Here is a 7,777-nt window from a genome sequence, read left to right as displayed (position 1 = left end):
GCTTCTCCGCACTTATGTTGTACGGAAGGAGTTGTATTTTTTTACGCATAATTCTATACTCCCCGCTAGGAGTTCAACATTACCCCTAGCGGAATTGCTCTGATGACCCCTGATAATCTTTTCGCTCCGCCAAGAATGAAGAAGATTACAGGGGTTTTCTATTTGGGTTCACAGCACATTTCGTGTGTTACATCCCATCACTTGCCACCTTTCGGCGTGGCAGCCACAAAATTCACATCAATTGTCGGCTAATTTAGCACTCTATGCGCATTCAAGCAAGCAACGCCTTCACGATAAAGGCGCGATTTATTCACAAAATTTGTGATAAAACTTGAGGTTCGACGCGAGAGAAAACTAAATGAAACTGGCGGAAATCGCCGACAATGCGGGTTAAAACAGAAATAACAGAAACTTAATCACCAAACTCACGGTCACGGGATTTTTCCATCACCATTTCACGTTCTTGCTGACGCAAGACGTCCCGTTGTTGCTGCTGATGTTCACGCTCAAACTGAACAGCCTTTTCAATGACTCGCTCTTTCGCCTCCATTAAGTCATGCTCCCCTTTCAGCAAGCTATCACGCTCTTGTGCCATCACCTGCCGCAGCTCGTCCTCGTTGAGCTCAGGTGCCTTGGTGTCGCTGTCTGCTTGCTGACGCAAGGCCGCTTCAGCCCCTTTTAAGGCTTTATCAATCGCCTGCTCCTCCGGGGTTTGCAGATTTTTCGGGTCACTGTCCGCTTTATCGGTTTGCGCGGCATTCGGATTCGCATAGGCGTTATCCACTTCCCCCTGCGTGATTTTTTCAATCATGGCCGTGTGTAAACGTTCATCGTGATTGAGTTGCACCACCACGCCCTGTTCAGGTTGCTGGGCCATCGTCTCAAAGGCGGACTCTAGACTGTTCACAATCACGGTGTGCCCGTTTTGACTGGGTTTCACAACAATAAATTGCGCCTGTTCACTCCCCAGTAAACGCCCTTCAGCGCGAAGCCCTTGTAATCTATCGCCTTCAAGTTCAATGGATTGCAGCATCGCACCTTGAGACTTGCCGTGTTCATCAAACACAGGCCACGCCACATGCGGTTCGGGATGCTTGGTGGACGGGTAAACAAACTTTCCTTCGTGTAACTCGCCCAACCCTATTTGACGGCTTAAAGCTCGACCTACCGCCGTCTCATTAAGGGGTTTCGCATGGTTAAACAATTGATTACCGACTTTGGCGGCACGGTCTTGTTCAGCTAACAACACGTCGTGCGCAGTCTGCCGGTTTCCTGGATTTTCGATGGCTTTTGTCCATTTATCCAAGTCATCACTGTAGGTTTGGACATGCGCTTTAGTACGAGATAAAGCCACATACGCATCACGCAAAGTGGCCAGCATACGTCGTCCTGATTCGACACCACCGAGGACAATCACATACAGACTACTTGCTCCTTGGGCTTTGTATGCCGTGCCCGCATAGCCGTAATCCAGATGTTGGTCTGTCAATTCGCTATTCGGATTAAGTACGCGAGATTCGTCGCCCTTAGTAAGAGTGATTTGCCCGTTTTCACTAATCTCACTGACCGTCCAATCACTGTTCATCACGCGCCCACGCTCTTTGTCTGTACGGGTAAAATTGATTTTTTCACCGGCTGCGATATGGCGGGTTTCTTGGCGGTAAATACCGATATCTCGCAAGCTACTTTCAAAGGCTGAGAGTAAATGCCCTTTCCCTTGTTCATCAACCAGCGTCACAACCCCGTCATTTACCCCCTCACGGGTCACTTCAATTCGATAGTACTGCTCTTGAATGAGGGCAATTTTACCCGCATGTGCCGCCATCCCCGCTGTTGATAGCAAGGCCTCTGTGCGCGTACTCTCACGCACCAATATCGGGACGTCTTTCCCCCCTTGTAATTGCTCTTGCTCGACTAAGATTTGATGAATACCGCGATTAAGTTCATCTTTATCACGGTTGGTTTGTGCCACAATCAGCGTCTCTTTTTGGGCTTCAGGCGTTCGCCCACGATAATCATCGAGAATATGCGTGATGACCTTGTCGCCTGAATTTATCACCGACTGTTCAGGCAGTTCCGCTCCCGCTCGACGGGGAACCACATCCGGCGCCACGCGATTCATTGTATCCATAGCCGTTTGAACTTGACCCGCGATGATAGCTTCAATGGCAGGACGAAGCTCGGGTCTTTGCCGCACAATTTCGTTCACAACCGCAGTCGTCAGCGCTGAACGGTCTTGCGCGAGGGAAAATGGGTCACCACTGTCCACCGACAATAACTGCGCCCTATCCCCTGAAATTGGCGCTCGCCCGCCACCGCGCCCAATCACGTCTAACACTTCAGTCATAATTTTGTTACCGACCATCGACCCTTCATCCACTAAAAACAGGGTGTTTTTAAAATCCAGTACCTCCCCTTGCTGTTGGCGTTGATTGGCATCCATCAAAAAGGCATGCAAAGTTTGTGATTTCACCCCCACTGCCGCCATTTCCCCGACGGCTCTGTGCGTGGGCGCAAGGCCTATGACTTCCGGCCGCTGCGCTGCAGGGAGTGTGTCCAGCGCCTTAAGAACAGCCTTCAGCTGGGTCGTTTTCCCCACCCCTGCATAGCCTTGTATACCAACAAATTGGTCACGCGTGGTTAAAATCAATGTGGTCGCTGCCTTTTGCCCCTCCGTTAACCCCACCAGTACGGCATCGGGTACAGACTCCATCAGTGGGGTTTGCGTCCCTTTTCCCGCTAAAATGGTGGTCAAGATTTGCTTTTCCATCTCCCAGGTACTGGCCGTCACGTAGTGTTGTTGGGCTGCTCCTTTACCACTGGTCACGGGGATAATGGCTTTTTGGGCGACTAAGCGGTCAAAGGCTTTCCCCAGCGATTGACTGTCCAGCGAGTTGTGTAATGGTAACGCTTTGGCAATTGCATCGATGCGCGAGAAAAAAACCTGACTCTCTTGCGCTAATGTCATGCCTTGTTGCAGGGCTTTTTCGGGCTTAGACAATAACGCTTCCGTGGCTTTATCGGCCGCTTGTTCAATGGCTTTGCCATACAATCCTTCAACCCCCGCTAACAGTAGTGCTTGCTGATAGACAGGCGAACGCGATAAACGACGCTCTGTTTCCATCTTATCTAGGGGCGTATACACGGTAATATGTTCACCACTGCATGCAGCCGTATTAAGTAAAGTGGGCTGTGTATCACGTGCTGACGCGGCCAACAACACTGTACCCGTATCGTTAGCCTGCTGCCCTGGCGCGGTAACATAGCCGTAATCGGCTTTGACACCGTCTCGCACATCAATCCGATGGGTTTTGCCATTAAAGTTAACCATAATCGCATTTGGCATAAACCCAGTTACCGTGACCCTGTCACGTGCAGAGAGTTTGTTTTGCTTCGCCAATATCGTTAACTGCTCACCTTGAGCAATGTCCATCGTTTGGCGCTGATACGCACTCCACTGACCATTGAATTGCTGGGGTTTCATCACCTGTTTTTGCCCTTGACTGTCAAGCAAGGTGACGGAACGGGTTTCAGGTGTGACACGGTCAATGGTAAAACGCTCAATCTCTTTTTGTCCGCATTCCAACACTCCATCACCATGCCTTCACGGTAACTGTCGATTTGCTTGCGCGAATGGCTGTCGAGCCATACGGGTTTGAGCTGTGTCACCGTCACCGTTTTTTCACTGAGCATCCCGCGCTCGGTGAGCGTTTGGCGAATGGTATCGGTCACGATTTTTTGTTCCCGAACGCCACTGACCTGCGCAACCACGGGTTTCATGTCGCTGTGCAGTCGTGCATAATCCGCCGCCAGTGCCGCATAACGATGATTTTTATCGGGAATGTGTGCCGTTTTCACCGTTAAGACAGCGGAAGCCTCGCCTTGAAAACGTGGCCCCCCCGCATCTTGCAAGGTGGCCAACACGTTCCCCGTGCCTTTGCGCCCGCCACTGTCCATCATGAGCACTTGCACATTGGCAGATTGCGCACTTTCCAGTAGAGATAAAGCCGATTTCAATGACAGTTTTTCGGCATTGGCAACCACCAAGGTACTGTTGGGTTTAAGCGGTTGGCCATCACCCAAAGTCATTTTCGGCACAGTTGCAAAACGCGTATCATTGGTAAAGGCTTGACGACTGGTTGTATCAAGGGTCATCACCGCTACGTCACGCCCTTGTGATTGTGCCATCGTGACACCGTCTAATACCCCGTCTCGTTGTGCTTTACCGAGTCCTTGACTGGCGACAATCGCAATATTGGGTAAGGTATCGGCTACTTTTTCCATCACGGGGCTGAGGTTTTCTGTCCGCGCCTGAAAACTGACGGTACGGTTATGTTGCTTCATGTCGGTGGCGATTTGTTGCAGCTTCAGCTCATCCATTAAATGAATGGACGAGGTAAACAGCCCTTTTTTCTCATCCAGTGGAATAAGTTGACGCTGTTCAATCGCGACATCAATCGCTTCACGTACCTGCGCTATCATGCCCGCACGGGCTTCCAATCCCCCAAGGGTTTTAGCCAACACTTGGCTGTAGGTCATGCTAAGTTGTTTATCACTGAGTAGCGCGATAGCATCCGTCACCGCCCGGCTAATATCGGGCGGTATCTCCCGTGAAGCCGAACCGGCTTCCCCTTTGGCAAGACGCTGCTCGGCTTCAGCGTAAAACGCTTTGCGTTCTTCAGGACCAAAGCCATTTTTATCCAAGCGGTCAAACCAGTCAGTCAGCAACTCACTTTTTTCAGGGGTTGTTTTGGCTTGACGAGTATCAAGCGCAGCCACATCACGGGATTTGAGTGAGGCTTCATGCCCCACCGCATCCATGATTTGGTAATGTCGCTGCGAAAAAGGCACAACAGGCACACCCACGATTTCCCATAACCCATTTTTTCCCGTTTCATGAGTTTGCATACCAAAGCTTTCGACTCGCTCTCGTAAAGCATGGCGGTAAATTTGCCCTAATGACACTTGCAATGCATAAACCGCCTCACTGAAGCCGCTTTTTTGCTGTGTATCACTGGATAACGTGCGCCACTCGCCATTGTGTTCGGTCATGTTCATCACAAGGGCATGCGTATGGACTAAAGGGTCGTGCTCGCGGGACGTATCATGGTTAAATGCGGCGATAACCAAGTTTTTGGTCATTTCCAGCGAGGTTTTGCCGTCAACCATCACCCGCGTTGACGCGAGGCTCTCCACCTCTTTCAGGGCAACCTCGACCGCATGATTGTGCGCGTCAATCATGCGCTTATCACCTAGCACTAGCCCTAATACAGAAACACTTTTCGGTGCCGAAAACGTTAAGTCTTGCCCTTCGCGGTGGACGTTTTTACCATTTTCCATGCGCTCAAGACTTTGGCCATTGGGTAAACGCCCTTCCAGAATTTCACCAAGTTGCTCTTTGGTGACTTCCCCCTCTAATCCGAGTGATTTAGCGCCTTCGCCCATCCAACGGGCTTCAAGGTTACCGAGGAAATAATAATTGTCTTTATGGGTATAATAATTTGCCGCATTATTGGCAATCGGTGCAACAGTCAGCATTACCATTTCCCCCAACCGTTATCATATTCGCTATCTAAATCTGGTGAAGAATTCACATTTTTAGTATGCGGATCATCCAAAATCTCCTTTTCTTCCTGTCGCATGCGTGTGTAACTGTCATATTGATCATAGGGATTTTCTTCTCCATCAATCACGCGTCCAAGAACTTCCCCTGTTTCGGTGTTCACTTTGACGTTATCAATGATGACCTCCTGCCCGCCTTGGGTTTCCGGTGGATGGTCGGATGCTGCGGTTTCCGTTGTTATCGGCGTGGAGTTTTGTGTGACTGACTGCGATGTGAGCTCAACGATAGACTGTGGTTGTGTCTGAGCCACTTCCGGAGCGATATTGTTTTGTGCCGTATCAACGGGTGTTTCAATCGGTTTGCCGCTAATCAGGTTATCAATTATTTGATTCATCACTGCGGGGAGCGCATCCTCTTGCATTCGGGATTTAATCTCAGCTTCAATTTCTTGGTCTAAGCTGTCATTAATCGGTCGAGGCGTAAATTCTGCCGCAATCGGTTTGATTTTTTCATAGCGCATCGAGATTTTGACAACAGGGTATTGGCCTGGCAGCGTGATGTAGCAATCCAAATCGGGTAACGATTGCACGTCAGAATAGTTGACTAAATCGACATCCTCTTGTTGTTTACTGAATGACACGCCATCACGTACCGTTTCAGGGCCAAAACTGTATTGTTCACTCGCCACTTTTTTGCGTGTTTGCCCGAGTTGGTCACGTACCCACTTCGCCACACTTTCATCAGGAGAGCGAAAGAAGAAGCGGGTATTCAGTAAATCCATCATGGCGTTGGCATAATCATGACCGTAGGTGTAGTCAAGCTGTGGTTTATTTTGAAACCCAAGAATAAAACATCCACCAAACTTACGGGCTTCAGATAAAACTTGCGGTAATTCCGGCAATTTGTGCAGTGAGGCTAATTCATCATAAATAAACCAGACTCGGCGTTCAGGATTTTCCCCCATCTCCAATAGACAATTCGCGGCTTGCGCTAACCACATGGAAATTAACGGTTTTAACGACTCATGTTGACGGGCATTACTGGTGATCCATAACCAACCTTGTCGCTGCTTCGGTTCATTGACACTTTTCATCCATTCCTGAATAGCAAATGGCGGTTTACCATTACGCTCAATCCCTTGTAGGTAGCGTAACGCTTTGACGTAGTTGGTCAGCACCCCACGGATAGAAATAGCGGTTTTTTCGACTTTTTCTTCCATCAAGTTACTGGCTTCAGTTTTCTCGACATACGCGCGTAATGACTTTAGATCAATGGCCAGTAAGGTGCGTAATAACTTGTTATAGCTGCGCTGGTCATCAGAACCAAGTTTGGCAGCAACCGTTGTAAAAATGGTTCGCGCAGATCCCGTCCAAAAGGGATCTTCCGAGGTACTTTGTGGAATAAGCGTATTTGCCACACTGTCAAAATCCGGCGTGGTTAAACATTCCCCCCATAAGTCCCAATTTTCACAACGCTCATCAAGTGGGTTTAGAAGTTTGTCAATATTTTCGTTATAATGTCGTTTGACCAATGAACACCCTTTGTCAAAGACAATGACCATGTCACCGCGCTTTCGTAATTGAATTAGCAGCTTATTTATAGTGTTTGATTTCCCTGACCCTGGTGTGCCGTGCATTAGCATATTTTGCACTTCACTGTTAAGTTTCAAGGGTAATCCGTCAAAAGTAATAGGCGACGCTTCGCGTCGTGCATGCAGCATATTGCGAACATGCTTAATATCTTCCGTGAGTGTACGCCCACCAATCACATCATCATTCGCTTGGCGCTTACCTAAGCCATGAAAGACACGGTAGATGACAAAAAATAGCACAATGACGATAATGCACGCCCATAATAAGGATAATCCCAATTCTTGTAGCACGATATTACCGGCATAGATCATGTAGTCATCTTTTAATATCGCATCAGACGTAAACTGATAAAGTTGACCATCAAAATCCACTTCATAAATTGGTGCCACGCGATATAAGGCTTTTTCACCGCCTGCGGTTAAATATAACCACCAATATAATCCGCCATTTTTAATTTCTTGCAGCGGCACTTTAAAATAAAAAATGACCGGAAAGATGATCAAGAAAACCAGAATAAGCCAAAAAGATATTCGCTTATTCACTTGCATGAACATGCCGAGCATATAGCTAAAGACTTGTCCACCCTGCGTAATATGCTTGGTAGAACTCATAATGAAATCAC

Annotated in this window: 3 protein-coding genes; all 3 read right to left on the bottom strand. The window is 48.5% G+C overall.

Features of this window, described 5'->3' with window-relative positions; genetic code table 11:
- Positions 1-412: 412 nt before the first annotated feature.
- The 3 genes from RB151_RS23865 to traD are packed head-to-tail and all read right to left on the bottom strand — an operon-like array spanning position 413 to position 7,766.
- Positions 413-3,589, bottom strand: coding sequence for a conjugative transfer relaxase/helicase TraI domain-containing protein (locus RB151_RS23865; RefSeq protein ID WP_145927314.1), 3,177 nt, complete (start codon positions 3,587-3,589; stop codon positions 413-415).
- A complete protein-coding gene (gene mobF, locus RB151_RS23860; RefSeq protein ID WP_158516042.1) occupies positions 3,484-5,538 on the bottom strand; it encodes a MobF family relaxase in 2,055 nt (684 codons plus the stop codon). The genes RB151_RS23865 and mobF overlap by 106 nt, the downstream gene beginning before the upstream one ends.
- Positions 5,538-7,766, bottom strand: a complete 2,229-nt coding sequence (gene traD, locus RB151_RS22855) for a type IV conjugative transfer system coupling protein TraD (RefSeq protein WP_071548977.1) — start codon at positions 7,764-7,766, stop codon at positions 5,538-5,540. Before traD ends, mobF begins: the two co-directional genes overlap by 1 nt.
- Between the last annotated feature and the right edge of the window lie 11 nt (positions 7,767-7,777).

It is taken from the genome of Providencia rettgeri (assembly GCF_001874625.1).
GTDB classification, from domain to species: domain Bacteria; phylum Pseudomonadota; class Gammaproteobacteria; order Enterobacterales; family Enterobacteriaceae; genus Providencia; species Providencia huashanensis.
Note: the sequence above shows the minus strand (reverse complement) of the source record. Positions and strands in the feature narration are given on the sequence as shown.

Excerpts from the sequence above, each read along its gene's own strand:
- mobF (WP_158516042.1), bottom strand. The coding sequence starts at position 5,538 with ATGCTGACTGTTGCACCGATTGCCAATAATGCGGCAAATTATTATACC.
- traD (WP_071548977.1), bottom strand. The coding sequence starts at position 7,766 with ATGAGTTCTACCAAGCATATTACGCAGGGTGGACAAGTCTTTAGCTAT.